Genomic DNA, 26875 nt, shown 5'->3' with positions numbered 1-26875 from the left:
TTTTTTGGAAAATTAAATTTATCATTTAACCTTTTATTTTTAAGGGCTTGTTTGGATAAATTGATTTAAGTCAATTACGAAAGGACGCTGGACTCCCTAGCTTTATCTCTTCAAGCTAACCCAAGCTCTTCGAGCACAATTGGAGGCGACGATTTTGCATAGGTTGACGGGCGTGACCCCAGCGTTGCAACGCCGGGCGTTGTCATTAAGCACATTTTCATTCGCGGTCTGCTTCGCCGTGTGGACGATTTTTTCGATCATCGGCGTACGGATTAAACAAGATCTGGGTCTGTCGGAAACTCAATTCGGCCTACTGGTGGCAACGCCGGTCCTGACCGGATCGGTCAGCCGAATATTTCTCGGCGTCTTGACCGAGCGTTACGGCGGGCGCCTCATCTTCACGATCCAGATGTTGACCACCGCGTTCGCGACCTGGCTTTTGGCGTCGGTGCATACCTATCCCGTCTTCCTTCTCGCTGCGCTGGGGCTCGGCTTGGCGGGCGGTTCGTTCATCATTGGCGTGGCCTATGTTTCACGTTGGTACGAAACTGAACGTCAAGGCACGGCGCTGGGTATTTTTGGGGTCGGCAATGTCGGCGCCGCGGTGACCAACTTCGGCGCTCCTTTTTTAGTCGTCGCCTATGGCTGGCAGGGAACGGCGCGGATTTACGCCCTGGTTTTGGTGGCCATCGCGGTTCTGTTTTACGTGTTCGCCAAGGACGATCCCGAACACGTCGCCCAGCGTGCCCATCATGAAAAACCGGTGTCGCTCGCCGAACAGTTCGCCCCATTGAAGAACCAGCAAGTCTGGCGCTTCTCGTTGTATTACTTCTTCGTATTCGGCGGCTTCGTGGCGTTGTCGTTGTGGCTGCCGCGCTATTTGATCGGCGTCTACGGCTTGGATATTCGCACCGCCGGTGTTTTGGCGGCCTTCTTTTCGATCCCCGCCAGTATCTTTCGCGCTTATGGCGGGCACTTGTCCGATCAGCGTGGGGCGCGCACCGTAATGTATTGGGCGTTCGGTTTTTCGTTGGTTTGCCTGTTCATGCTGGCGTACCCGAAGGTGGATTACATCGTGCACGGTATTCGCGGGCCGATCCATTTTTCCACCCAAATGGGGCTGACGCCTTTTGTTTTGACGGTCTTCGTCTTAGGCTTTTTCATGTCGCTGGGTAAGGCGGCGGTGTACAAGCATATCCCCGATTACTATCCCGATCACGTCGGGGCGGTCGGCGGTTTGGTCGGCATGATCGGCGGTTTGGGCGGTTTTGTTCTACCGATCGCGTTCGGTGTTCTCCTCGATTTGAGCGGAGTGTGGACCAGTAGTTTCGCCTTACTGTTCGGCATCGTTCTGGTTTCCTTGCTGTGGATGCACTTTTCGATCCGGACGATGGAACGCGAGAATACCCAAGTCGCCCTGGATGACCTGCCCGATTTCCCGGAATTGAGCGCGCGCCACGATCCCAAGGTGCACGGTAAAAAAGCGCATGTCCTCGAAGAATGGCACCCCGAAGACGTCGGTTTCTGGGAGAAGAAGGGTCGCGCCATCGCTCAGCGCAACTTGTGGATCTCCATTCCGTGCTTACTGCTGGCCTTTTCGGTTTGGCTGGTGTGGTCGGTCGTAGTCGCCAAGTTGCCGGCGATGGGCTTCGCCTATACCACGAACCAGTTGTTCTGGTTGGCCGCCCTACCGGGGCTGTCGGGGGCGACGATGCGGATTTTTTACAGCTTCATGGTGCCGATCTTCGGCGGGCGGTTGTGGACCACGATTTCCACGGCCTCGCTGCTGATCCCGGCGCTGGGGATCGGCTATGCGGTGCAAAATCCGGACACACCATATTTGATCTTTCTGGTGCTGGCGTTGTTGTGCGGTTTTGGCGGCGGAAACTTCGCTTCGTCGATGGCCAATATCAGCTTCTTCTTTCCCAAGGCGCAAAAGGGCAATGCGTTGGCGTTGAACGCCGGATTGGGCAATCTGGGCGTCAGTGTGATGCAGTTCTTGGTGCCGTTGGCGATCACCACCAGTGTTTTCGGCGCGATTGGGGGCAAACCCGTGACGCTGTCGGGAGGGGAGCAACTGTGGCTGCAAAACGCGGGGTTCATCTGGGTGCCGTTTTTGATCGTGGCGACCGTCGCCGCGTGGTTGGGGATGAACGACATCTCCTCGGCCAAGGCGTCCTTTAAGGAACAGGCCGTCATTTTTCAGCGCAAACACAACTGGGTCATGTGCCTGCTCTATACGGGAACGTTCGGCAGTTTCATCGGGTACTCGGCGGGCTTTCCCCTGTTGGCGAAGTTGCAGTTTCCCGACGTTAACGTGCTGAAGTACGCCTTTCTCGGTCCCTTGGTCGGCGCATTGTCGCGCGCCGCCACGGGGTGGGTTTCCGACCGTTGGGGCGGCGCCCGGGTAACCTTTTGGACATTTCTCAGCATGATCGTCGCGGTCGGCGGGGTCCTGTTTTTCCTGTCGATTAAGGAACAACCGGGGGCATTTTGGGGCTTCTTCGCGATGTTCCTGGTGCTGTTTTTCGCCACCGGCGTGGGCAACGCATCGACCTTCCAGATGATCCCAATCATCATGGGGCGCGAGATATCCCGCCTGATGCCGACTTTGGGGGCCGATCAGCAGCGCAAGCACGCCGAGAGAGAATCGGCGGCGATCATCGCCTTCAGTTCGGCGATCGCGGCGTACGGCGCGTTCTTTATCCCGAAGGGCTACGGCACTTCAATTTCCCTGACCGGCGGGCCGTCCGCCGCGCTGTGGGCTTTCATGGGGTTTTACGTGATTTGCGCCGTGGTGACCTGGTGGATTTATTCGCGCCCGGGGGGACTTCTGTACGATATCGAACGCGGGCGCACGCCCTTGGAATCCGCCACGCAAGCCGGCCAAACTGGAGTTAGAACATGAGCCTTTTGCTCGATAGACTAAATTTCTTCACATCCAAGAAAACGGAGACGTTCTCCGCGGGACACGGCGAAACCACCGGCGAGGACCGCTCCTGGGAAGAGGCCTACCGGGGGCGTTGGCGTCACGATAAAATCGTGCGCTCCACCCACGGTGTGAATTGCACCGGCTCGTGCAGTTGGAAGATTTACGTCAAAAGCGGAATAGTCACCTGGGAAACCCAACAGACCGACTACCCGCGCACCCGTCCGGACATGCCCAACCACGAACCGCGAGGTTGCGGGCGCGGGGCCAGCTACAGTTGGTATCTCTACTCGGGCAATCGCGCCAAGTATCCGATGGTGCGCGCGAAACTCCTGAAGGCCTATCGGAGGCTGCGTTCCAAGCACGCCCCGGTGGCGGCGTGGAAGACGTTGCAGGACGATCCGATCCTGCGCGCGGAGTACGTTCAGGCGCGCGGCAACGGCGGTTTCGTCCGCGCCACCTGGGATGAAGCGGCGGAAATTATCGCCGCGGCCAACGCCTATACCGCAAAAACGTACGGGCCGGACCGGGTTTTCGGGTTTTCGCCGATCCCGGCGATGTCGATGATTTCCTATGCCGCCGGCGCGCGATACCTGTCGCTGTTGGGTGGCGTGTGCATGAGCTTCTACGACTGGTACTGCGATCTGCCGCCGTCCAGTCCGCAGACCTGGGGCGAGCAGACCGATGTGCCCGAATCGGCGGATTGGTACAACGCCGGATTTTTGATTTTGTGGGGCTCCAACGTTCCGCAAACCCGCACCCCCGACGCGCATTTTTATTCCGAGGCGCGTTACCGGGGCACGAAATCGGTGGTGGTCACGCCCGACTATTCCGAAGCCGCGAAATTCTCCGATCTGTGGCTGCACCCCAAGCAAGGCACCGACAGCGCCCTGGCGATGGCGCTGGGCCACGTTATTTTGCGGGAGTTCCATCTCGATCGCCAAGTCGCGTATTTCGAGGATTATTGCCGCAAGTATACCGACATGACGATGCTGGTGCGCCTGGTCGAGAAGGACGGCGCGCTGATCCCCGAACGGATTGTTCGCGCCGCCGATCTCCAAGGCGACCTGGGCGAGGCCAACAACCCGGAATGGAAAACCGTCGCCGTCGATGCCTTAAGCGGCGATTTGGTGGCGCCGGTGGGTTCGGTCGGCTTCCGTTGGGGCGAAAAAGGAAAATGGAACCTTGAGGAAAGGGATTCCTCCGGCAGGGATATCAGCCTGAAGAAGACCTTGATCGACAAAGACGATCACGACCAGGTGGTCGCCGTCGCCTTCCCTTATTTCGGCAATCGTGAACACGATCACTTCGAGGGGACCGATCACCCCAGTGTCTTACCCCGTAATGTTCCGGCGAAACGGATAACGGGCAAGGAAGGTGACATGCTCGTCGCCACCGTGTTCGACCTGTTCTGCGCCAACTACGGCTTGGATCGCGGTCTCGGCGGCGATTGGGCGGCCAAGTCGTTCGACGAGGATATTCCCTACACGCCGGCATGGGCGGAGCGAATTACCGGCGTGCCGGCGCAATCGATCGTGACCGTGGCGCGGGAATTCGCCCTCAACGCGGAAAAAACCGAAGGCAAGTCCATGGTGATCCTGGGGGCGGGATTGAACCACTGGTACCACATGGATATGAATTACCGTGGCATCATCAACATGCTGGTGATGTGCGGGTGCATCGGTAAATCGGGCGGCGGGTGGAGCCACTACGTCGGGCAGGAAAAGCTGCGCCCGCAGACCGGATGGCAGCCCCTGGCCTTCGCCCTCGACTGGTCGCGCCCGCCGCGCCAGATGAACGCCACCTCGGCGTGGTACGCCCACACCGACCAATGGCGCTACGAGCAGCTTGGTATTGACGAAATCATCTCGCCGACGGCGCCCGAAGGGCCGTGGGACGGTTCTTTGATCGACTATAACATCCGCGCCGAGCGCATGGGCTGGCTACCGTCCGCCCCGCAGTTGGAAACCAATCCGCTGGACATCGCCAGAGAAGCCGAAAGCGAGGGCGTGGACGTCAAGGATTATGTCGTGGGCAAACTGAAATCGGGCGACTTGAAAATGTCGTGCGAAGATCCCGACAATCCGATCAACTGGCCGCGTAACTTGTTTGTTTGGCGGTCCAACCTGTTGGGTTCGTCGGGCAAGGGGCACGAGTATTTCCTGAAACATTTGCTGGGCGCTCAACACGGCGTTCTGGGCCAGGACCTGGGCGAGGAAGGCGGCGTTAAACCGCAAGAGGCGGTTTGGCGCGAGCAAGCTCCGGAGGGCAAGCTCGACCTGCTGGTGACCCTGGATTTCCGCATGTCCACAACGGCGGTGTATTCCGACATCGTCCTGCCGACGGCGACGTGGTACGAGAAAAACGATCTCAATACCTCGGACATGCACCCGTTTATCCATCCGCTTCAGGCGGCGGTCGATCCGGCATGGGAATCGCGCTCGGATTGGCAAATCTTCAAGACCATCGCCGAGAAATTTTCCGATGTCTCTTCCGAGGTTTTGGGCGTCGAACAAGATGTGGTCCTGACGCCCGTTTTGCACGATACTCCGGGAGAAATCGCCCAGGCGATGGACGTCAAGGATTGGAAACGCGGCGAATGCGATCCGGTTCCCGGCCGCACCATGCCTCAAATCGCGGTGGTCGAGCGGGATTATCCCAACCTCGCCAAGAAATACAGTTCCGTCGGCCCGCTGATGGAAAAGTTGGGCAACGGCGGCAAGGGCATTTCCTGGGACACCAAACACGAGATCGAAGAACTCAAAGCCCTCAACGGGGTCGTCACCGAAGAAGGCGTGAGCCGGGGCTTGGCGAAGATCGAAGAAGATATCGACGCCACCGAGGTGATCTTGATGCTCGCCCCGGAGACCAACGGCGAGGTCGCGGTCAAGGCGTGGGACGCGCTGTCGGAAAATACCGGACGCGAGCATGCGCACTTGGCGCGCGCCAAGGAAGACGAGAAAATTCGCTTTCGCGACGTCGCCGCGCAACCACGAAAAATTATATCCTCGCCCACATGGTCGGGGATCGAAAGCGAGACCGTTTGCTATAACGCGGGCTATACCAACGTGCACGAACTGATCCCGTGGCGCACCTTGAGCGGACGCCAGCAGCTTTATCAAGATCATTTGTGGATGCGCGCGTTCGGCGAAGGATTTTGCGTCTATCGCCCGCCGGTCGATCTGAAAACGATCCGGCCGAAAATTCTCTCCAAAGGAGGGAACTCGCGGCAGATCGTGCTGAATTTCATTACCCCGCACCAAAAATGGGGCATTCATTCGACGTATTCCGACAACCTGTTGATGCTCACCCTCAATCGGGGCGGACCCGTAGTCTGGATATCGGAAACCGACGCCGCCAGCGTGGGCATCGCCGATAACGACTGGATCGAGGCCTACAACGCCAACGGCGCGCTCGTCGCCCGCGCGGTGGTGTCGCAACGGATCAAGGACGGCACGGTGTTCATGTATCACGCTCAGGAAAAAATCGTCAACGTTCCGGGCTCTGCGATCACCGGCGAGCGCGGCGGCATCCACAATTCGGTCACCCGCACCGTTTTAAAGCCGACGCACATGATCGGCGGGTACGCCCAGTTGTCCTACGGCTTCAATTACCACGGAACCGTCGGTTCGAATCGCGATGAATTCGTCATCGTCCGCAAGCTGGATAAGGTCGATTGGCTCGATCGCCCGGCAGGCGCCGAAAAGGAGGCCGCACAATGAAAGTTCGCGCACAAATCGCCATGGTGCTGAACCTGGACAAATGCATCGGGTGCCATACCTGTTCGGTGACCTGCAAGAACGTCTGGACCAGCCGCGACGGCGTCGAATACGCCTGGTTCAACAATGTCGAGACCAAGCCGGGGATCGGCTTTCCTAAGGATTGGGAGAACCAGAAGCGCTGGAACGGCGGCTGGACCCGCACCAAGGCGGGAAAATTGCACCCGAAAATTGGGGCCCGTTGGCGGGTTTTGGCGAACATTTTCGCCAACCCCGACTTGCCCGAGATCGACGATTACTACGAACCGTTCGATTTCGATTACGGGCACTTGCAAAACGCCCCGGAAATGACGGCGTTTCCCACCGCCCGACCGCGTTCGAAACTGACCGGCGCGCGCATGGAAAAAATCGAATGGGGACCCAACTGGGAGGAAATCCTGGGCGGCGAATTTTCCAAACGCTCGAAAGATTACAATTTCGACGGGATCGAAAAGCAAATCTACGGCGAATTCGAAAATACCTTCATGATGTATCTGCCTCGGCTTTGCGAACATTGCCTGAACCCGGCGTGCGTCGCATCGTGTCCGTCCGGCTCGATCTATAAGCGGGAAGAAGACGGCATCGTCCTGATCGATCAGGACAAGTGCCGAGGCTGGCGGATGTGCGTTTCGGGCTGTCCGTACAAGAAAATCTATTACAACTGGCAAACCGGAAAATCGGAAAAGTGCATTTTTTGCTATCCGCGCATCGAATCGGGCCAGCCCACGGTGTGTTCGGAAACCTGCGTCGGGCGCATTCGCTATTTGGGCGTTCTACTTTACGACGCCGACAAAATTTCCGACGCCGCCTCGACGCTCGATGAAAAAGACCTTTATCAAAGCCAACTCGATATCTTCCTCGACCCCAACGATCCCGAGGTCATCGCGGCGGCGCGCGCCGAAGGGATCAACGAGGATTGGATTAAAGGCGCGCAAAACTCGCCGATATGGAAGATGGCGATGGAATGGAAAATCGCCTTCCCCTTGCACCCCGAGTACCGCACCCTGCCGATGGTGTGGTATATCCCTCCATTGTCGCCGATCCAAGCGGCGGCGGAAGCGGGCCTAATCGGCCATGACGGGGAGATGCCCGATGTGCGTTCCTTGCGCATTCCGGTGCGGTATTTGGCCAACATGCTTACCGCGGGGGATGAAAAGCCGGTCGCCGAGGCGTTGGAGAAAATGCTCGCCATGCGTGGCTACATGCGCGCCAAGACCGTTGACGGCGTAATCGACGAGGATATCGCGGCGCGGGTCGGCCTAAGCGCGCTTCAAATCGAAGAGATGTTCCAGTTGATGTCGATCGCCAATTACGAGGATCGCTTCGTCATCCCCACCGCGCACCGCGAAGAAGCCGAGGATGCCTACGACATCCGCGGCGGCTGCGGGTTTAGCGCCGGTAACGGATGTTCGACGGGAATGAACGACAAGGGATTGTTCGGCGCCAAGAAAAAGAAATTCACCGCGCCGACCGAGGCTTTATCCCCAGGGGAGGCCGCGGAATGATCGACACGTATAAGGTTTTATCGGCGCTGTTGTCGTATCCTCAAAAGGACCTTTTGGACGCGATAGCCCCGTTCTCCGAGGTCCTAAGGCGGGAAAAATTACTGCCGAGCGCCTATCTTGAACCCTTGGAGACGTTTATTCGAGAGACGGCGTCCAGCGACCTCTACGAACTCCAGGAACGCTATGTCTGGCTTTTCGATCGCACCCGTTCGTTGTCGTTGAACTTGTTCGAGCACGTGCACGGCGAAAGCCGTGAACGCGGACAGGCGATGATCGATCTTTTGCGCACTTACGAAGAACACGGCCTGACGCCAAGCGCGAAAGAGCTTCCGGATTACTTGCCGCTCTTCCTTGAGTTCCTGGCGACGTTGGAGAAGCCGGAAGCCGCCCGACTTTTGGGCGAGGCGGGGCACGTTCTGGCGGCCCTCAAGGTCCGTCTGGAAAAACGAAAAAGCGGTTATGGCGACGTTTTCAACGCCCTGGTGTTCCTGGCCGGGGCCGAGGACGACGCCCCCGCCGTCGCGGCTTTGCTGGATGGCGAGGACGACGATCCGGGCGATCTCGCGGCGCTCGATAAAGTTTGGGAGGAGAGCGCCGTGACTTTCGGTCCCGACGCCGAGCAAGGTTGCCCCGTCGCCCGCGATATGTTGAGCGAGATGGCCGCGCCGTCACCCTCATCTCGTAACGAACGTCCTATTCCCCCCGCGTCCGCCCCTGCCGGGCGTTAAGGAGGCTTCTCGATATGAACACTTTCTTTTTTGGGATTTACCCCTACATCGCCCTGTCGGTTCTTGCCGTGGGTTCGATCATCCGCTACGACCGCGAACCGTACACATGGAAATCCAGCTCCAGCCAACTGTTGCGTCGCAAGCAGTTGATGGTGGGTTCGGTTTTGTTCCACATCGGCGTGTTGACCATTTTCTTCGGCCATCTGTTCGGTCTATTAACCCCGCTCGCCCTGATTAGCGCCCTGGGAATCAGCCACGAGGCGAAGCAAATCTTGGCGATGAGCGTGGGCGGAGTCGCCGGAGTGCTGGCGTTGATCGGCGGCGGGATGTTGGCGCACCGGCGCCTGAACGATCCTAGAATAAAGGCGACATCTTCTTTTGCCGACACCGCCATTATATTGATTTTATTGCTCCAATTGGTGCTAGGTTTGAGCACGATCGCAGTTTCGGCGCAGCATCTGGACGGCGAGGAGATGACCAAGTTAATGATCTGGGCGCAACATATTTTAACGTTCCGTTCCGCCGCCGATCACATCGCCGACGTCAACATAATCTTCAAACTGCATATTATCCTTGGTCTGACGATTTTCCTGCTCTTCCCTTTCACGCGTTTGGTGCACATCTTAAGCGCGCCGGTGCGTTATCTTTGGCGGCCGGGCTATCAAATCGTGCGTACCCGTAAAAGGGGCGTCCCCCAAGCGGGAGAATAGGGCGATGGCGAGAACTTCTCTCCCAGGCGATCCGGCGGTGGAAACGATTAGCGTGAACGGGGTGCGTATATCCTCCCAGGCGATTGCCGCCGAGGCGCAAAACCATCCCGACCCCGATCCCGATGGCGCATATTTTGCGGCGGCCAGGGCGCTTGTCGTGCGCGAGCTTTTGAAACAGGAGGCGGAAAAACTTGAAATTTCCGCGGTTCCCATGGAAATCGCGCCGGGCAAGCACGAAGATATCGAAGAGGCGCGCTATCGCGTTCTTTTGGAACGGGAAATCAAAACGCCGACCCCCGACGAAGAAAGTTGTCGGCGCTTTTATCACGCCAATCTGTCGCGGTTTCGCGGCGCGGATATCTTCGAACCGGCGCATATCTTGTTTACGGCGTCTCCCGACGACCCTGAGGCCTATCGCAAGGCGGAGGAAGACGCATCGCGGTGTCTCGATATTTTACGGGACGACCCCGGAGAATTTTCCCGTTTGGCGCGCGCCCAATCGGCGTGTCCGTCGGGCAAGGACGGTGGTGTCCTGGGACAAATTACGCACGGAGATACCGCGCCGGAGTTCGAAAAGGCGTTGCTGAGTCTTGAGGCGGGAGAGCTGTACCCGGAGCCGCTGAAAAGCCGCTTTGGCGTCCATGTCCTGCGCCTCGAACGCAAAGACGAAGGGAAAACGTTGCCTTTCGACGCCGTCAGGGAACGAATAGCATCGTACTTGAGTGAGGCCAGTTGGCGGCGCGGCGCAGCGCAGTATGTGCAAGTTCTCGCGGCGAAAGCGGACATTCGGGGGCTCGACTTCGGTGATTTGGACTCCGTGCTGGTGCGTTAAGCGCGCGGCGCAACGATGAAAGACGATGACGGCGCGCAGTTCGCCCTTGATGCGCGCCGTCGAACAAAGGCCCCGGACGCCCAGCGCCCAAGGGCCTTTGTTTTTTTGGGGGGGCCGTCGCGTCGTGGATTAAGTCATTAAGTCCGCCGCCGCTTGAATCCGCCGATGGTGGCGAGGAAAATGCCACCGACGATGAAACCCAATCCGCCCAGGGTCGAAGCGCTCAACGGTTCGCCCAGCAACAGGTGCGACGCGGCGAAGCCGACCACCGGCACCGCCAGCGATCCCATCGCCGTGGCGTTCGATGTCAGCGCGCGCGCCGCGGCGAGAAACGCCCAAAACGCCAACGCCGTGGCCAGTGGGCCGTTAAACAGTAAAATCGCCCCCAAGGTCCACGACGGCGTAATGTGCGGCGGGCCGTCCAAGGTCAGGGCGGTGATGGAGATCAAAACGCCGCCAAGCAAAAGTTGCCAGGGCAACAGTTGCAGGTGCCCGCGTATCCATGTGTGGGCGCGCACATGGACGATGGCGATAGCCCACGAAACGGCGGCCAGAAGCAGCAGGACGTTGCCCAGCGTCGCCGTGTTCCAGCCCCATGGAAACGTCAGCGGGTTGAGCAGAAACAGCAACCCCACGATCCCCATGAGCAATCCGGCCCCCTTGGCCACGGTTAATTTTTCCCCAAGGGCCCAGGCGGCCATGGGGGCCGCCCACAGCGCCATGGTATAGGCGATGATCGCCGATCTTCCCGCATCGACATACAGCAGCGCACTGTGGATCAAGGCCATGCCGAGTCCGATTTGCAAGCCGCCGACGCTCAGTAAAATCGGTAGTTCACGCCGATTTGGCAGAATGTTTCCACCGCGAAAAGCGAGAAAGGTAAAAAGGGTGAGCGCCCCCAGCAGGACCCGGATCGCGGCGAACCATAGCGGATGAATATAGCCGATGCCGATTTTCATAATCGGCCAGTTCATCCCCCACAGAAAAATCGCGCAGGCAAGAAGGATCCCCCCCCGGCGGACGGCGGCGGATGACGTTTCACGCATGTAAGCTCCGTTCATGGTTCGGCGGCACGGTTCGGTGGGGGGCTTTTCCGTCCGGGGAGGCGTTTCTCGGGAAGATTAAGAGGTCCTGACCCTAGTGGTTTGAGTTTAACATTTGAGTCCGATGCAATTGGACACAAATGTGTGAAGAAATCAAACTGCAACAAAAAGATAGATAGTGGTCGGCCCGATGGTTCGCGGGAGCGAAACGTCGGAGTCGATCCACTAGACCGTTTGCTCGCCGTAATACAAGGTCACCGAGTGCTTCGCCTCGGCGAAAAACAGCCAACGTTCCACTAAAATTCCCAGCGAGCACAAGGCCCACGCCAGCACACTGGCGATCACCGCCGTCGCGCCGGTGGTGAACAGGGCGATCAGGGAAAACAGCAAAGGCAGGGCGAACCCCATGACGTGGGAGAGAAGACGTAGTCTCTCGGCGTGTTTGCGCGCCACCTTAAAGCCCATCTCCTTGAGCAAGTAGTTGTCCGAAGTATGCGGCGCCTCCAGCACGTTGACCCGTCCGGCATCGACCCCGATGGCGGAATTGACGGTGGGCAAGCCCTTCGATTTTTTGTTGAAGTTCCAGTAAGCGCTTTTCAGCGCCCAACCGATCGCCAGAGTGATCACGGTCAGGCCTTGGATGTAACCGTTGTCGATGGAAAACAGCTTGGTCAGGGCCGACATCAGGACCGCCCCGCTCATCAGGCTGAGAACGATATAGCTGGGCACGGTGAAGTCGTTGTGCCATTGGTGGATCGGACGCAGCGAACGGTAGATCATCGCCGTGCACGCCACCGTCAACCACGACAGCACCGCGGCGAGGACGCCCATTACCGCCCAAAATCCGCTGACATCCTGAAAGACGACCCAGCCGACGCCGAGCAGGAGCGCCGGAATATAGGTCAGCACCGAGGCCACGCCCTCACGCGATAGCCACGACGAGCGCCACTGGGTGAACGCCCGCCACGCCCGTTCGGGATGGCCGAGGTGGAAGGTCGATGACAGCAGCCCGGTGGTGATCAGGCCGAGGGCGACAATCAGGCCGCTCAACCCCATCCAGCGGTCGGAGGGCAGCAGTCCGCTGGCCCCGAAAATGCCGAGCAGCGCGAGGAAACCGTACCCGGCGCCGGTCGCCGTGGTGAAAAATATAACGGATAATGCGGGATGCATCGGTGCGCTTCTCCTATCGCGATAGCAGGTTGTCTACCCAGGCCAAAATCTTTTCGCCCTTTTTCGTCTTTCGGGGCTTGAGCTCCAAGGGCGCGCCGAGCAACGCCGGATCGAGCTTGCGCGGTCGGGGGGGCAGATACTTATTGGTCGGTTTGTAGCCCATTTCAGGCATCAGGTCGCGGCCATGGCGGGCGACGACCAGCTTGGAGACCTCCGATCCGGGATCGCCGAGGTCGCCGAAATGGCGCGCGCCGACCGGACAGGTGATGACGCAGGCGGGCTGACGATCGATTTCATCGAGGTTCTCGTTATAAATGCGGTCGATGCACAGGGTGCATTTTTTCATCACCCCCTTGGTGACGTCGAATTCGCGCGCGCCGTAGGGACATGCCCAACTGCACAGTTTGCAGCCGATGCATTTTTCGTCGTTGACCAGGACGATGCCGTCCTCGGCGCGTTTGTATGAGGCGCCGGTCGGACATACGGTGACGCAGGCGGCCTTTTCACAGTGCAGGCACGAACGCGGGAAATTGACCGTCATCCCGACGCCGTTCGCGCCGCGATCGATTTCGAAACTATGGATGCGGTTGAACCATACCCCGTCGGGATCACGGCTATAGGGGTTGACGTCGGTCAGCGGGGCGGAATGGCCGCCGGTGTTCCATTCCTTGCAGTTGGTGGCGCAGGCGTGACATCCGACACAGGTGTCCAGGTCGATGACGAGGCCGAGTTTTTTTTGTGTTTCGGGTGGCAGGGACGTCATCTTACTTGCTCTCCCTCGCTTTGCGGAAGTGCTCGCCGTAAAACGAGATATCGACGGGTTTTTTCATGCCCTTGGGATGGTCTACCGGGTCGAAGCGCGGGAAAGTTTCGCCAAATTCGGCGGCGGCGGCCTTTTCAATACGCACCCGGACGTCGAACCAAGCCGCCTGGCCGGTCACCGGATCGGAATTGGAATAGCGATAGCCGTCGCCCCGTTCGGGCAAAAGCTCGCTGATCAGGTGGTTAAGTAGGAAACCCTCTTTCGATTCGTTGGCGTCGGCGCTGAGCATCCAGGCCCCGGCGCGCTTGCCGATGGCGTTCCAGGTCCATACCGTATCCTTGTTGACGCCGTCCATCAGCCCGGCCTGCACCTTGATGCGACCGTGCTCGGAGGAAACCCAGACCCAGTCGTCGTCGGCGATGCCCAGCTCGGCGGCTTTCTCGCGATGAATGAACAGGCGGTTCTTGGCGATGATCTGGCGCAGCCAGGCGTTCTGCGATCCCCACGAATGGTACATGTGCATCGGGCGTTGGGTCAGGGCATGGAAGGGATAGCGCGCGGTATCGCTCATTTCTTCCTCGATCGGGGTATACCAAATCGGCAGGGGGTCGAAATAGAGTTTGATGCGTTCGCGTTTGTCCTCGGGCGGTTGGATTTTACCGTGGCCTTCCCCGGCCAGGCGGAAGCTTTGCAAGATTTCGGAATACAAGTTGAAGATGATCTGTTCCTTCGAGGTCACGCAGCCCATGTCGTGGGCCCACTCCAGATATCCTTTGTTGGCCATTTTATAGTAGGTGTGTTCGAGAAGGAATTCGTGCTGCCAGAAACTGCCGTGAGCGATGTATTCCTTGATCTGGTCGGGATTGGGCGGTCCTTTGCACTTATTGCCGGTCGCGCTTTGTCCGCGCCAGCCCGAGAGCAGCCCAATTCCCGGTTGGCGTTCGTGATTGACGATGTAATCGGCATATCCTCCGGGATACTTGGGTGTGCCGTCGTCGTTCACCAGGCCGGGCAAGTGCAGCCGCGCGCCGAGGTCGAGCAGGACCTCTTGGAAGCCGCGCACGTCGCGGTCGGGTTGGACCACGGGATAGCGAATAGCATCCCCGGCGCTCTCGGCCGAGGAAATCGGCCGGTCGAGCATGGAAATACAGTCGAAGCGTTCCAGATAGGTGGTGTCGGGCAGCACCAGGTCGGCGTAGGGCACCATTTCCGAATAATAGGCGTCGGAATAAATGATGTTGGGGATTTTGTATTCGCCGTCTTCGCCCTTGTCCGTCAACATCTCGATCACTTTCGAGGTGTTCATCGACGAATTCCAGCTCATATTGGCCATGAACAGCATTAGGGTATCGATGGGGTAGGGATCGCCTGCCCAGGCGTTGTGGATGACCATGTGCATCAAACCGTGACTGGCCAGCGGGAAGTCCCAGCTATAGGCCTTGTCCAGGCGCACCGGTTTGCCGTCGTCGTCGAGCAACAGGTCCTCGGGCGAGGTCGGAAAGCCGAGCGCCATCCCCGGAAGATGGGTTCCCGGGGCGACGTGATCGGGCTTGCCGGTCGGCTTGTTGGTCGGTGGGATCGGTTTGGGAAAAGGCGCCTTGATGCGAAAGCCGCCGGGGACCTCGATGCTACCCAGCAACATTTGTAGAATATGGATGGCGCGGCAGGTGTGAAAACCGTTGGAGTGGGCGGAAATTCCGCGCATCGCGTGCATCGAGACCGGTCGGCCGATCATTTTTGGGTGCTTGCGCCCGGCCCAGTCGATCCATGCGATGTCCAATTCGATTTCTTGTTCGAAGGCGACGTGCGCCAGTTCGGCGGCGATGCGCTTGATATCTTGTGCGGCGAGGCCGGTGGCCTCGGCCACGGCTTCGGGGGCGTAGGCGTCGTCCATGTAGCGTTCGGCCATCAATTGGAACGCGGGCACCGCGCTGCGGCCGTCGGGAAGGGGATATTCGCCGCTCATGGCGGGGGCGATGTCGATGCGGTTGGCGTCGGTGAGCTTTTCGTCCTTGATGTTCCACACCAAGGGATGGCCGTCGCCGTCGCGCGCGAACATGCCGTGATCGGGCGCGCCGGGGTCCTGAATCACCAGCCACGGCGCGTTGGTGTAGCGCAACAAATAGGGGATATCGACCTTGCCCGCCTTGAGCAGTTCGTGCATCAGCGCCATCACGAACAGCCCATCGGTCCCCGGGCGGATGCCGACCCATTCGTCGGCGATCGCCGAATAGCCGGTGCGCACCGGATTGATGGAGACGAACTTGGCGCCGTTTTCCTTAATCTTGCCGAGGCCGATCTTGATCGGATTGGAATCGTGATCCTCGGCGACGCCGAACATCATGAAGTATTTGGTGTGCTCCCAATCGGGCTCGCCGAATTCCCAAAACGCGCCGCCGATCGAATACAGCCCGGCGGCGGCCATGTTGACCGAGCAAAATCCGCCGTGGGCGGCGTAGTTGGGGGTGCCGAACATGGACGCCCACCATCCGGTGGTGGCTTGCGATTGGTCGCGCCCGGTGAAGAACGCCAGTTTTTTCGGATCGGTTTCGCGGATGTGCTTGAGACGTTGGGTGGCGATCTCAAGGGCTTCGTCCCACTCGATTTCCTCGAACTCGCCGCTGCCGCGCGGACCGACGCGTTTGAGCGGCTTTTGCAAGCGCGCCGGGGAATAGTGCTGCATGATTCCCGACGATCCCTTGCCGCATAGCACGCCCTTGTTGATCGGATGGTCGCGGTTGCCCTGGATGTAGCGCACCTTGCCGTCCTGGAGGTAGACCTTGATGCCGCAGCGACAGGCGCACATATAGCAGGTGGTGTATTTAACCTCGTCGCCCAGGGTCGGCGACAGATCGACGTCGTCATCGTGGGCGTGCGCGTCCTCGAAGATAAAACCGCCGGTTTTCGGTTTTCCCGCTTCAGTCATCAAAAATGTCTCCAACGGGCGTTTTCGCCCATTTCACCGTAAAAAAACCTGCATGATGGGAATCGCGCGGGCTTCGGATGAATCCGCCGGCGCGGCACGCTTTCGCCCGGAGGCTCCGTGGGTGCGCACGCGGTATGATCGAGTGGTGTGCTGTTCCGCGATTCCTCCCGTCCCCCATCGGATATTATTATGACTCCCCCGACGGTCGATTTTCCCATTCGTTATCTCACGAATATGGAAGAACGACCACGGTGCATTACATAATGCATTTTACATATATAACGAAAGTATAAATTAGAAAAATCTCAGATATAGGGTATTGCCCTTTGTTATTGGGGGGATTTTTTGTCTCCGGTGGATGCTTCGGTCATGCGCTGCCGAACGTTGGCGGTAATACCAATATTTTTAATTCTTTAAGAATAAACAATAAATTCCACCGAAGGTGGTGGCGCCATGGCGTTCGAAAGACTTCTTTTCGCATCGATTCGGGCCGCCGGTCCTGCCCTCTTAAGGGGAATCTTTATCGCCGTGACGGGCGAACGCGGTCTGTAGGGCGCGCCGGCGTTTTTCGTGAAGCGTGTCGTCATCGCGCATTGGCGCGACCCCCCAAACCGGGCGCGGCCAAGCGGCATCGTTCTTGAAGCGGGCGATGACGTGGACGTGCAGCTGTTCGACCACGTTGCCCAGGGCGGCGACGTTGATTTTGTCGGGGACGAACAGCGCCTTGAGGGTCCGCGACGCCAGGGAGATTTCGGCCGTCAGCAGGCCTTGGTCGGCGGGCGCGAGGTCGTCGATATCGCGCATCCGCGCGCGCGCGGGGACCAGGATCAGCCAGGGATAGGCCGCGTCGCGGATCAGCCGCACCCGGCACAGCGCCAGCGTGGCGACGGGAACGCTATCGGCTTCGAGTGTTTTGTCGATCTGGAACATGGGCTTAAAATTCCTCATGAGGGCGCGTAAAGCGGTATATACACAGTGCGCGAGAACGCCCACGGGGAAAAGAGAGTATGTCGGCGCGGCTGAAAACGGAAATATGGGTGGCGGCGATGATCCGCCGTTACGAAGCGCAGGGCGTGCCGGTGATGGTGATCGCCAAGGGCGACGTCGATGGCGGCGCGGTTCTGGTCAAGCATAACCGCTTCGCCGCCGGTTGCCGACTGTACGCCCAGGTGCGCACCCCGGAGGGGGCGGCGGCGTGGATGGCGGTCGCGGGCGGCGATAAGGCGGGCGATGACGCCCGCGCCCAGGAAATGGCCTGCGACGACTACATCCGCCGCGAACGGGACATCGACCCCGACGTCTGGGCGATCGAGGTCGAGGATGCGCGCGGCGTCTTCACCCCGGACGGCGCGGTTGTGTCCTGACCCTAGTGGACGGGGGTACGATATTATTTGGCGAACATCTGGTCGCCGTTTTTAAAGCTTTTGAATTCCAGGGCGTTGCCGCTGGGGTCGCGCACGAACATCGTCGCCTGTTCGCCGACCTTGCCTTGAAAGCGAATATAAGGGGCGACGATGAAGGTCAGTTCGGCGGCCTTTAGTTTGTCGGCCAAGCGATGCCAGTCGTCCCAGCCGAGGACGACGCCGAAGTGCCGCGACGGCACCTGGTGGCCGTCCACCGGATTTTCCGCCACGTCCCCGGGGCCGCCTTCGGTCAGATGGGCGACGACCTGATGGCCCCAGAAATCGAAATCGATCCAATGGCTGTTCTCGCGACCGACGCCGCAACCCAGGACGCCGACATAAAAACGGCGGGCCAGATCGAGGTCGTGAACCGGAAAGGCGAGGTGAAAGGGCGGCGTGTCGGGCATTGGGAACCTTTCGTCTGGAGGGTGTGGTCATGAGCATGCATGCGGGGGCTGTCCGTCAAGGAGATATCGAACGCACCAACGCCGGATAGGGGATCAGCAAGGTGACGGCGCGCAACACCATCAGCACCATGAACGCCAACCACAGGCCGTGATTGCCCAGCATGTCCATGAAATAGAACACGCAGGCGGCGTACACGATGACCGAGGCGACCATCGCGTTGCGCAACGCGCGGGTCCGGGTCGCGCCGATGAAGATGCCGTCCAACTGAAAGCTCCACACCGAAATCAGAGGCGACGCCGCGAGCCAGGGCAGATACCGTCCCGCCGTTTCGCGAACCTGGGCGTCGGTGCTCATCAAGGCGATCAGAGACGGCCCCATGACGGCGTAAAAGGCGGAAAAGACGAGGGCGAAGGCGAACGCCCACAGGCTGGAAACCTTCACCGCGCGGCGAAAACGGGTACGGTCGCGGGCGCCGACGAACAGGCCGCTCAGCGCCTCGGCGGCGTGGGCGAAGCCGTCCAGAGCGTAGGCCATGATGCTTTGAAAATTGAGCAAAATCGTGTTCGCCGCCAGAACCATCGCCCCCATCCGCGCCGACATCGCCGTGAACAGGGCGAAGGCGCCGATCAGTCCTAAGGTGCGAACGAAAATATCGCCGTTGACCGCCGCCATGCGGCGCAGTTGGGCGAGATCGAAAATGCGCCGGCGCACCCACACCCCGCCGAGCGCCCGAAGCGGCGCGCGTATGATCCACAGCGCCAACAGGGCGGCGCAAATCTCCGAGATTAAGGTGGCGACGGCGATGCCCTCGACCCCCATGCCCATCACCGGCACGAACAGGATGTCGAGGGCGACGTTGAGCAGGTTCATGGCCACTTGCAGATAAAGCGCGGCGCGGGTGTTCTGCATGCCGATGAACCAACCCAAAAAGGCGTAATTGACAAGCGCGGCGGGCGCGCCCCAGATGCGCACCGCGACATAGGTGCGGGCCATCGTTTCGACCTCGTGGCCGGTTTTAATCAAGCCGAAGGCGAGCTCGGCGATGGGGACTTGCAGCAGGGTTACGCCGACGCCCAGGGCGAGCGCCAGTATCACGGCGCGCGCCAGCACCGCGCGCACTTCGTCGTGATCGCCCGCGCCCTTGGCCTGGGCGGTGAACCCGCTGGTTCCCATGCGCAAAAAACCGAAGCCCCAATAGATGAAATTGAACACCAAGGCCCCGATGGCGACGGCGCCGATGGCCTGGGGACCGGGCAGGCGTCCGGCGACGGCGGTATCCACCGCGCCCAACAAGGGTACCGAGACGTTGGACAGGATAATCGGTCCGGCGAGGGACCATATCCGGCGGTTCCAGTTCTCGGTTCCAGGGGTGGGACGCGTGCGCTTTTTAATAGCCATCATGGACCGCACCATGACATGCTTTGCGCCGCTGGGCCAAGCCGTCTTTAATTTCCCCAATGCGGAGAGTTCGATGCACGAAACGATCGAGACGATCCTCGAAAAAATGAACGCCCTACAGGCGGATCTGGAGCGGGAATTCGGCAAGCAGCGCGAAAAATTTGCATTTTCGATCGAAAAAAAGAAGGTGCGTTTCGAAGCCGAAGCCCTGGCCCGACAGCGCCGCCTCAAACAGGGGATGCTCCACTTTTGGCGCCATTCCCGGGTCAGTTCTTTTCTTACCGCGCCGTTTATTTATGGGCTGATCCTCCCGATCGCCCTGCTCGACGGATTTACGACGGTTTATCAAATGGTCTGCTTTCCCGTTTACGGCATCGCCAAGGTGCCCAGGGAGGCGTTCATCGCCATGGACCGGCATCATCTGGCGTATCTCAATACGGTGGAAAAACTGAATTGCCTGTATTGCGGTTACGCCAATGGGGTGATCGCCTACGTGCGCGAGATCGCCAGCCGTACCGAGCAGCGCTGGTGCCCGATCAAGCACGCGCGCAAGATCGCCGACCCCCACGCCCGCTATGCGCGCTTTTCGGAATTCGGCGACGGCGAAGGCTACCGCGAAGGGGTGCGCCGGCGGGAAAGTGGGGAGGGTTCCGCGGCGCCTTCCGACAAGGATGATGAAAACCCGCTTTGATGACGCGCCCCGGCTTCGCGGTATATTCCGTAATATATATTGACACGATATATATCGTCCTATTTTATATCGAATCGTTATATTGAAGGCGGAAGCGAGGGGAGCCCGCGCGCATGGATGCGAAAATATTGTGTCTGGGAGTACTGACGCTGGGCGACGCCAGCGGTTATGAAATTCGCAAACAGTTCGAAGACGGGCGCTTTTCCGATTTTTACGGCGCCGGTTTCGGGTCGATCTATCCCGCGCTCGGCCAATTGAGCGCGCAAGGATTGGTCGATTGCGTGGAAATGGAACAGCACGGTCGTCCCGACAAAAAGGTCTATTCGATAACGCCGACCGGGCGCGCGCTGTTCGCCGAGGCGCTGAAGGAGATGCCGGGGCCGGATAAAATTCGTTCCGAAACCATGTTCATGTTTTTTTTCTCCGAGATGATGGACAAGCAACACCTCAAGGACGTCTTCGACGCCTATCTCGATGATCACCGTCAGCGGGCGGCGTGTCTCAAGGCGCACGGGAGCGATCACCCCTGCGAGGCGATGGGCGACGGCCCACGCTTCATCTGCGGGGTCGGTCAGGCGATCTATGAAGCGGTCGTGACCTACATGGAAACCCACCGCGCCGACTTGCTTGGTGACGATGCGCACGAGGAGGCGGGCCGATGAGCGATCGTTCCCAGGAAATGGCGTCGCGGGGACCTCGGTTTCTGCGCAGGGTTCCCCGCTCGTACCTTCTCGCCGTCGTGGTGGTGGTCGTGGCCGGCGGCTGGGTCGCCTCGGGGATGGTGGGCGGCAAGAACGCGCCGCAAAAACAAATCGCCTCCCAAACCGTCCCGCCGCCCCGGGTGATGGCGCAGACCCTGCACGCTCAAGAGCGGTCGTCGCAATTGGTCCTCAACGGCGAGACCGAAGCGCTGCGTACCGTGGTAATCCGGGCCGAAACCAAGGGAACGGTCAGCGCCGTGCCCGTACTTAAAGGGCAAAAAGTAGATGCGGGCGCGCTTTTGGTCCGCCTCGCCGCGGACGATCGACCGGCGCGCTTGGCCCAGGGCGAGGCTTTGCTCAATGAACGCACCATCGCCGAGAAGGCGGCCCGTCAGTTGTCCAAGCAGGGCTACCGTTCGACCCTTAAGGTCGCCGAGGCGAAAGCCGACTTGGAGGCCGCCCGCGCCCAAGTGGCGGCGGCGCGGCTGGACCTTCTGCGTACCGCGATCAAGGCGCCGTTCGCGGGCTACGTGGATGCGCTGCCCGTCGAGGTCGGCGATTATCTGGCGGTCGGCGCGCCGGTGGCGACGGTTATCGACAGCGCAGGGATCAAGGTTGTGGGCGAGGTCTCCGAGCGGGACGCCGCGCACGTCGTGATGGGAGGTCCGGTCGAGGTGACGCTGCCCGACGGTGCGCACATGGCCGCTCGGGTCAGTTATGTTTCGAGGATCGCCGAGCCTTCGACACGCACCTTCCGCGTCGAAGCCGTCGTTGACGCCACGGGCCAACCGTCGCTTGGCGAGGCCGTCGGACGGTTGGCCGGCGGCATGACGGCGCAACTGTCGTTGCCTTTAAAATCGCGTCGCGTCCAGCATCTGTCTCCGGCGTTGCTGACGTTGTCGGATAAGGGCGAGGTTGGAATTAAAGCCGTGGATGGGAATAATCGGGTGGTGTTCTATCCCGTGCGCATGACCACCGATACGACCAAAGGAATGTGGGTCGCGGGACTGCCCGACACCGTCACCGTGATCACGGTCGGGCAGGAATTCGTCAAGGTCGGCGAGACCGTACAGCCCGTTTTTGCATCTGCGGCGGGAGCCGGATAACAGCATGAAAGCCCTCATAGACGCCGCCTTCAGTCGTTCGCGAACGGTCATCGCCACGCTGGTCCTGTTGTTGATTGCGGGCACGGTGGCGTTCGTCGAAATTCCGAAAGAAGCCGAACCGGATATCAAAATTCCCTACATTATCGTGGGCATCACGCACGAAGGAATTTCGCCGGAAGACGCCGAACGCCTATTGCTCCGTCCGATCGAACAGGAGGTGCGTTCCGTCGAGGGGCTCAAGGAAATGCGTTCGCGCGCCTATCAGGGCGGCGCCTCCATCGTGCTTGAATTCGAAGCCGGCTTTAACGCCGATAAGGCGCTGCGCGACACGCGCGACAGGGTCGATACCGCGAAGTCGAAACTGCCCGACGGCACCGACGATCCGACGGTTAAGGAAATCAACATCAGCCTGTTTCCCGTTGTCGTGGCGACGTTGTCGGGCGACCTGCCGGAACGGGCGCTGCTCAAGCTGGGGCGCGACCTGAAGGATCGGATCGAGGGATTGACCCCGGTCCTTGAGGCCAATATCGCCGGCGACCGCACCGAGCAAATCGAAATCGTCATCGACCCTGCGCGTGTGGAAAGTTATGGCCTGTCGCCCGATCAGGCGGCGGCGTTGGTGCGAAGCTCGAACCTTTTGGTGGCGGCGGGCTTTCAGGATACCGGCCACGGGCGTTTTTCCCTGAAAGTCCCCGGGCTTCTGGAAACCCTGGGCGACATCGCGGCGTTGCCGGTCAAGGTCAAGGGCGACGCCGTGGTCCGCCTCGGCGACATCGCCGATATCCGGCGCAGTTATAAAGACCCGACCTCGTTCGCAAGGGTCAACGGCCGCCCGACGGTGGCCCTTGAGATATCCAAACGCTTGGGCGCCAACATCATCGATACGGTGAACCAGGTCCACGCCGCAATCAACGCCGAAAGCAAAAATTGGCCCGCCAATGTGCGGCGCGCGGTGCACATCGGTTATTCTCAAGACAAATCGAAGCAGGTCAAGACGTGGCTGAACGACCTTAAAAACAATGTCCTAAGCGCGATCGTCCTGGTCATGGTGGTGGTGATCGCGGCCCTCGGGGTGCGTTCGTCGATTTTGGTCGGCATATCCATTCCGGGTTCGTTCTTGAGCGGCATCTTGGTCATTGCGATGTTCGGCATGACGCTTAACACCGTGGTGCTGTTCGCATTGATTTTGTCGGTGGGGATGCTGGTTGACGGGGCCATCGTGGTGACCGAGTTCGCCGATCGAAAAATGACCGAGGGCGAAACGCGCAAAGTGGCCTACGCCATGGCCGCCAAACGCATGGCGTGGCCGATTATCGCCTCGACGGCGACGACCCTGGCGGCGTTTTTGCCGCTGATGTTCTGGCCCGGCATAGTTGGCGAGTTTATGAAATATCTGCCGATCACCCTGGTGATCGTGCTCAGTGCGTCGCTGGTGATGGCGCTTATTTTCGTGCCCACCCTGGGGGCCTATATCGGCAAGCCGGGGGCCGCCAGTCAGGCCGCCATGCGCGCCATCGCCGGCGGCGAGAGCGGCCACCTGGAAGATGTCGGCGGCTTTACCGGCTGGTACTTGGATGTTTTGCGTCGCGCCCTGCGCCGCCCGGCCTGGGTCTTGGCGGCGGCCGTCGCCGTCCTGGTCGGGGTCCAGGTCGCCTATGGCTTTTTCGGCAAGGGGGTCGAATTTTTCCCCAATGTGGAGCCCGAGGTCGAGCAGGTCTTGGTCCGCGCCCGGGGCAATTTGTCGATTTACGAGCAAGACGCCCTGATGCGCAAGGTGGAAAACCGAATTTTCGGAGTTGCCGGCGTGCGTTCGGTGTATACCCGTACCGGGGCCGGTTCCGGCGGGGCCGCCAACAACGCCCCCGAAGATACCATCGGCACCATCTTTATCGAATTCAAGGATTGGGACAAGCGCCCCCCGGTGCAGCAAATCCAGGACGCTATCACGGCGCGCACCAAGGACATCGCGGGCATCGTCATCGATCAAGTCAAGCGCCAGACGGGACCTCAGGTCGGCAAGCCGATCCAGATACAATTTTCATCACGCTTTCCCGAATTGTTGCCGGACGCGGTCAAGAAAACCCGCGCCTTCATGGCGGGCATGGACGGCCTGATGAATATCGAGGATTCGCGCCCGCTGCCCGGCATCGACTGGGTGTTCAAGGTCGATCGTGGCCAGGCGGCGAAGTTCGGCGTCACCATCAGCCAGATCGGCAGCGCCATTCGCATGGCCAGCACGGGGGTTAAATTGGGCAGTTACCGGCCCAACGATTCCGACGATGAGATCGATATTCGCGCCCGCTATCCTGCCCGCGATCGCACCCTATCGGAACTTGATCATATTCGCCTTGAGACCGGCGGTGGTGCGGTGCCGCTCAGCAATTTCGTCACCCGCGTCGCCGAGCCGCGCGTCAGCACCCTATCGCGGGTTGACGCCAAGCGGGTCTTGACGATAAAGGCCGACGTCCGCGAAGGCGTATTGGCGAGCGCCAAGTTGAAGACATTGCGCGCCTGGGTCGCCAAGGCCGGATTCGATCCGCGCGTTGACATTACCTTCAAGGGTGAGGACAAGGATCAAAAAGACGCCAGCGCCTTTCTGAAAAAGGCGTTCGCGGTAGCGCTGTTTATCATGGCGATCATCCTGGTGACCCAGTTCAACAGCTTTTATTCGGCGTTTTTAATTCTCTCCGCGGTGATCATGTCAACGATCGGGGTGTTCATCGGCTTGCTGGTGACGGGCCATCCTTTCGGGATCGTCATGAGCGGCATCGGCGTCATCGCGTTGGCGGGGATCGTGGTCAACAACAACATCGTCCTGATTGACACCTTCGATCACCTATCCACGACCACCGCATCGGCGATGGACGCCATTTTACGTACCGGCGCGCAACGTCTGCGCCCGGTGATGTTGACCAGCATCACCACCATCTTGGGATTGTTGCCGATGGTGTTTCGCGTCAACATCGATTTCATGGCGCGCGATGTTTCGGTGGGCGCACCGTCCACGCAGATGTGGAGCCAGCTGTCGATCGCGATCGTTTTCGGGTTGACGTTTTCGACCGTCCTGACCCTGGTGGTGACGCCCTCGGCGCTGATGGTGCGCGCCAACGTGCGGGCGTGGCGCGAAAGACGTCGGCGCGACAAGGCGATAAAAAACGGAACCGGAGGCGCGTCCGAGGACCGCGGGACCCCAACGCCGTAATCGGCGCGCCTCGGATCAGTCGTCGTTCGCGTCCTCGTCATCGCCTTCATTCGGCGCGTCGCCCGTTCGCGCGCGTGCGCCAAGGCGGCGCTCCATCGCCCGGTACGTGCGATAGCTGAAAGGGAAGCTGATCAGATAAGCGAACAGGATGATCGAAAGCGTGAGCCAGGGTACGCTCATCAGCGACGCGATGGTAATGCCGACGCCGAGCATGACGGGAAGGATCATCGACGGCGTCAGCTTGACTTTTTTTAGTGAATAGGTCGGCAGACGGCTCACCAGCAAGGCGGCCACGACGACGACGAAGGCGGCCACGAATTCGGGGTTTCGCATCACCGTTTCGCCGACCTGGAACGACAGGATCATCGGCAACAGAATCAAACCCGCGCCCGCCGGAGCGGGGACGCCGGTAAAAAATGCGGTCGCCCAGGCCGGCGCTTCGGCGTCGTCGATCGCGGTGTTGAAACGGGCCAGCCGCAGCACCATGCTGACGGCGTAGGCCAGCACCAACAGCCAGCCGAAGCGGCCCAGGGCGTCTAGGGTCCAGAAATAGAGCATGAACGGCGGCGCGACTCCGAAACAGACAAAATCCGACAACGAATCGAGCTCCGCGCCGAACCGGCTGGTGCCTTTCATCAGGCGCGCGATGCGCCCGTCCAGGCCGTCCAGGACGGCGGCGACGAGGATCGCCAGCACGGCGTGTTCCCAACGCGCCTCGTAGGCGAAGCGGATCGCGGTCAGCCCGGAACTGAGCGCGATCAGCGTCAGCATGTTGGGGATCATTTTATTAAGAGAGAGGCGGGCGCGGCGTGGTCTTTGCACGAAAGAGGGATCCTGTACTTAAAATTATCGCACGTCGCCTTCGCGGGGTGCTTCGCTTGTGGTCAAATCGGCGATGATGGTTTCTCCGGCGACGGCGATTTGACCCGGGCAGACCATCGGCGAGGTCCCTTCGGGGAGATAGACGTCAACCCGCGAGCCGAATCGGATCAGTCCGAAACGTTGTCCGGCTTTGATGCTTTGACCTTCTTCGACCTGACAAACAATGCGCCGGGCGACAAGGCCGGCAATTTGAACAAAGATAATGTCGGCGCCATCGTCGGTGCGCATCGCCAGGCTTTGCCGTTCGTTATCGACGCTGGCCTTGTCGAACGAGGCGTTGAGAAATTTTCCCGGCCGATAGGCGATCTTGGTGATGACGCCCCCCGCCGGGGCGCGGTTGACGTGGACGTTAAAGACATTCATGAAAATGCAAACCCGTGGTCGGGGGCTGTCGCCCACTTCCAATTCCGGCGGCGGCGTGGCCACGTCGATCAACTGAACGACGCCGTCGGCGGGTGAGATGATCAGACCGTCGCGAATCGGGGTGACCCGCTCGGGATCGCGAAAAAAATATACGCACCACAGGGTCAAGATCGCGCCCAACCATCCGAGCGGAGCGGCGATCAAGCCAAGCCCAAGCGAAATAACGGCGAAAAGAAGGATGAAGGGCCAACCTTCCCGGTTGATTGGGATAAGAACACTCCTGAGGGGGTCGCCGGGAATCACGTGTTCGGTTCCTTTATCATGTATCATGCTTCATTTGGGTTCAAAACGCGTCCC

General features: G+C 59.8%; 20 protein-coding genes. 11 read left to right on the top strand and 9 right to left on the bottom strand.

What is annotated here, in order from left to right; genetic code table 11:
* Window positions 1-172: 172 nt before the first annotated feature.
* The 6 genes from P3M64_RS06490 to P3M64_RS06465 are packed head-to-tail and all read left to right on the top strand — an operon-like array spanning window position 173 to window position 10462.
* Complete coding sequence (locus P3M64_RS06490; protein WP_276157067.1) at window positions 173-2908, top strand: nitrate/nitrite transporter; 2736 nt, start codon at window positions 173-175, stop codon at window positions 2906-2908.
* The gene (locus tag P3M64_RS06485; protein WP_132938678.1) at window positions 2905-6651 is read left to right on the top strand and encodes a nitrate reductase subunit alpha; all 3747 of its coding nucleotides are present in this window, start codon (window positions 2905-2907) and stop codon (window positions 6649-6651) included. The genes P3M64_RS06490 and P3M64_RS06485 overlap by 4 nt, the downstream gene beginning before the upstream one ends.
* The gene (narH, locus tag P3M64_RS06480; RefSeq protein WP_132938679.1) at window positions 6648-8192 is read left to right on the top strand and encodes a nitrate reductase subunit beta; all 1545 of its coding nucleotides are present in this window, start codon (window positions 6648-6650) and stop codon (window positions 8190-8192) included. Before P3M64_RS06485 ends, narH begins: the two co-directional genes overlap by 4 nt.
* Window positions 8189-8920 carry a nitrate reductase molybdenum cofactor assembly chaperone gene (gene narJ, locus P3M64_RS06475; RefSeq protein ID WP_132938680.1) on the top strand — a complete coding sequence of 244 codons (732 nt, stop codon included), beginning with the start codon at window positions 8189-8191 and terminating at the stop codon, window positions 8918-8920. The genes narH and narJ overlap by 4 nt, the downstream gene beginning before the upstream one ends.
* Window positions 8921-8934: 14 nt before the next feature.
* Entirely contained in the window at window positions 8935-9630 is a 696-nt protein-coding gene (narI, locus tag P3M64_RS06470) for a respiratory nitrate reductase subunit gamma (RefSeq protein WP_132938681.1), read from the top strand.
* A 4-nt stretch (window positions 9631-9634) separates the two neighbouring features.
* Entirely contained in the window at window positions 9635-10462 is an 828-nt protein-coding gene (locus tag P3M64_RS06465) for a peptidylprolyl isomerase (RefSeq protein ID WP_132938682.1), read from the top strand.
* Between the two features lie 137 nt (window positions 10463-10599).
* Here P3M64_RS06465 and P3M64_RS06460 read toward each other — a convergent pair whose 3' ends face one another.
* The 5 genes from P3M64_RS06460 to P3M64_RS06440 all read right to left on the bottom strand — a co-directional run bounded on the left by P3M64_RS06460 (window position 10600) and on the right by P3M64_RS06440 (window position 17294).
* Window positions 10600-11508, bottom strand: a complete 909-nt coding sequence (locus tag P3M64_RS06460) for a DMT family transporter (protein WP_165886273.1) — start codon at window positions 11506-11508, stop codon at window positions 10600-10602.
* 222 nt (window positions 11509-11730) lie between these two features.
* Window positions 11731-12675 carry a dimethyl sulfoxide reductase anchor subunit family protein gene (locus P3M64_RS06455; RefSeq protein ID WP_132938684.1) on the bottom strand — a complete coding sequence of 315 codons (945 nt, stop codon included), beginning with the start codon at window positions 12673-12675 and terminating at the stop codon, window positions 11731-11733.
* Window positions 12676-12688: 13 nt separating this feature from the next.
* Window positions 12689-13438 (bottom strand): 4Fe-4S dicluster domain-containing protein, encoded by a 750-nt coding sequence (locus tag P3M64_RS06450; RefSeq protein WP_132938685.1) that lies wholly within the window; start codon window positions 13436-13438, stop codon window positions 12689-12691.
* A gap of 1 nt (window position 13439) precedes the next feature.
* Window positions 13440-16364, bottom strand: a complete 2925-nt coding sequence (locus P3M64_RS06445; protein WP_132938686.1) for a molybdopterin oxidoreductase family protein — start codon at window positions 16362-16364, stop codon at window positions 13440-13442.
* A gap of 507 nt (window positions 16365-16871) precedes the next feature.
* A complete protein-coding gene (locus P3M64_RS06440) occupies window positions 16872-17294 on the bottom strand; it encodes an HIT domain-containing protein (protein WP_165886274.1) in 423 nt (140 codons plus the stop codon).
* 77 nt (window positions 17295-17371) lie between these two features.
* Between P3M64_RS06440 and P3M64_RS06435 the strand changes: the two genes are divergently transcribed.
* On the top strand, window positions 17372-17728 hold the full coding sequence (locus tag P3M64_RS06435) for a DUF1491 family protein (protein WP_132938688.1): 357 nt from the start codon (window positions 17372-17374) through the stop codon (window positions 17726-17728).
* Between the two features lie 23 nt (window positions 17729-17751).
* Here P3M64_RS06435 and P3M64_RS06430 read toward each other — a convergent pair whose 3' ends face one another.
* Together P3M64_RS06430 and P3M64_RS06425 are read right to left on the bottom strand one after the other, a co-directional pair.
* Window positions 17752-18174: a VOC family protein gene (locus P3M64_RS06430; protein WP_132938689.1), complete on the bottom strand. Its 423-nt coding sequence runs from the start codon at window positions 18172-18174 to the stop codon at window positions 17752-17754.
* A 55-nt stretch (window positions 18175-18229) separates the two neighbouring features.
* On the bottom strand, window positions 18230-19576 hold the full coding sequence (locus P3M64_RS06425; protein WP_132938690.1) for an MATE family efflux transporter: 1347 nt from the start codon (window positions 19574-19576) through the stop codon (window positions 18230-18232).
* Window positions 19577-19586: 10 nt separating this feature from the next.
* On the opposite strand from P3M64_RS06425, the gene P3M64_RS06420 reads away from it, so the two are divergent.
* The 4 genes from P3M64_RS06420 to P3M64_RS06405 all read left to right on the top strand — a co-directional run bounded on the left by P3M64_RS06420 (window position 19587) and on the right by P3M64_RS06405 (window position 25273).
* Window positions 19587-20264, top strand: a complete 678-nt coding sequence (locus P3M64_RS06420) for a hypothetical protein (RefSeq protein ID WP_207893129.1) — start codon at window positions 19587-19589, stop codon at window positions 20262-20264.
* Between the two features lie 113 nt (window positions 20265-20377).
* Window positions 20378-20926: a PadR family transcriptional regulator gene (locus P3M64_RS06415; RefSeq protein WP_132938691.1), complete on the top strand. Its 549-nt coding sequence runs from the start codon at window positions 20378-20380 to the stop codon at window positions 20924-20926.
* A complete protein-coding gene (locus tag P3M64_RS06410; RefSeq protein ID WP_132938692.1) occupies window positions 20923-22071 on the top strand; it encodes an efflux RND transporter periplasmic adaptor subunit in 1149 nt (382 codons plus the stop codon). The genes P3M64_RS06415 and P3M64_RS06410 overlap by 4 nt, the downstream gene beginning before the upstream one ends.
* 4 nt (window positions 22072-22075) lie before the next feature.
* Window positions 22076-25273 carry an efflux RND transporter permease subunit gene (locus tag P3M64_RS06405; RefSeq protein ID WP_132938693.1) on the top strand — a complete coding sequence of 1066 codons (3198 nt, stop codon included), beginning with the start codon at window positions 22076-22078 and terminating at the stop codon, window positions 25271-25273.
* A gap of 15 nt (window positions 25274-25288) precedes the next feature.
* On the opposite strand, the gene P3M64_RS06400 is transcribed toward P3M64_RS06405, so the two are convergent.
* Together P3M64_RS06400 and P3M64_RS06395 are read right to left on the bottom strand one after the other, a co-directional pair.
* Window positions 25289-26095 carry a CDP-alcohol phosphatidyltransferase family protein gene (locus P3M64_RS06400; protein WP_243644741.1) on the bottom strand — a complete coding sequence of 269 codons (807 nt, stop codon included), beginning with the start codon at window positions 26093-26095 and terminating at the stop codon, window positions 25289-25291.
* 24 nt (window positions 26096-26119) lie between these two features.
* Window positions 26120-26848: a phosphatidylserine decarboxylase gene (locus tag P3M64_RS06395; RefSeq protein ID WP_132938694.1), complete on the bottom strand. Its 729-nt coding sequence runs from the start codon at window positions 26846-26848 to the stop codon at window positions 26120-26122.
* Between the last annotated feature and the right edge of the window lie 27 nt (window positions 26849-26875).

Origin of the sequence: Varunaivibrio sulfuroxidans, assembly GCF_029318635.1 — a bacterium.
In the GTDB taxonomy this organism is placed as follows: domain Bacteria; phylum Pseudomonadota; class Alphaproteobacteria; order Rhodospirillales; family Magnetovibrionaceae; genus Varunaivibrio; species Varunaivibrio sulfuroxidans.
This window is presented reverse-complemented; position numbering and strand designations above follow the sequence as displayed.